Annotated in this window: 1 protein-coding gene; it reads left to right on the forward strand. The window is 38.6% G+C overall.

Going from position 1 to position 708, the window contains the following annotated elements; translation table 11 throughout:
• The first annotated feature begins 43 nt into the window (after nucleotides 1-43).
• Entirely contained in the window at nucleotides 44-703 is a 660-nt protein-coding gene (locus tag VHA02S_RS24985; RefSeq protein WP_038138045.1) for a hypothetical protein, read from the forward strand.
• Nucleotides 704-708: the final 5 nt, after the last annotated feature.

Here is a 708-nt window from a genome sequence, read left to right on the forward strand (position 1 = left end):
TTGCTCACACCTTAACAGGGCGTTAGGGCAATAGGAGTATATTTTGAACAGTGATGATATTGGTGCGATCATTGAATGCTTTATATCGAAAGAGAGTGCACTAAACGATGTTAAGAACTTTTTTGTTGCCAATAAAATGGAAGCACTCTCATTTCTGGCGGGCGTTGTATCTTTAGCTATTGCTTTGATTGCAGCTCTATTAGGTGACGCTACCACTTCTTACATATCGTTATTTGCTTTTTTTGCATTTCTTGTACTGTATTCATTGTCCTCATTCATTTCTACAGTTCGCTTCTTTGTGGGTGCAACAAAAGAAACTTTAAAAGATATAAATGAAAGATATCGGTCGGACTATATAGTCGCGGAAGAAATTTCGACCTTCGGTGATGACAGCATAGATTGCGTTAAGGTCCTCTTTGAGGGGCGCATCAGGTATTTAGAATCGAGGGTAGGTTTCCTTGTTGGAATTGTTGATAAACTCGGTATTGTTCCAGCTATCATCATGCTCTACTTGGCATATGTTAAAGCATTGGGTTCCGAAGAAATATTCAACTTATCACCTTTAATCACAGGCATCGTTTCTGGCGTTTATTTAGGAGCAATTACAGCTCGTATTGTAATTGATGCTTTGCGAGACAAAATAGGCATCTTAGAGCTTTCGAAAAAAATATCTCAAAAGCGCAAGGAGTTCAAATTGCCCTAACAAAC

Source organism: Vibrio harveyi NBRC 15634 = ATCC 14126 = KCTC 12724 (assembly GCF_001591145.1).
In the GTDB taxonomy this organism is placed as follows: Bacteria; Pseudomonadota; Gammaproteobacteria; order Enterobacterales; family Vibrionaceae; genus Vibrio; species Vibrio harveyi.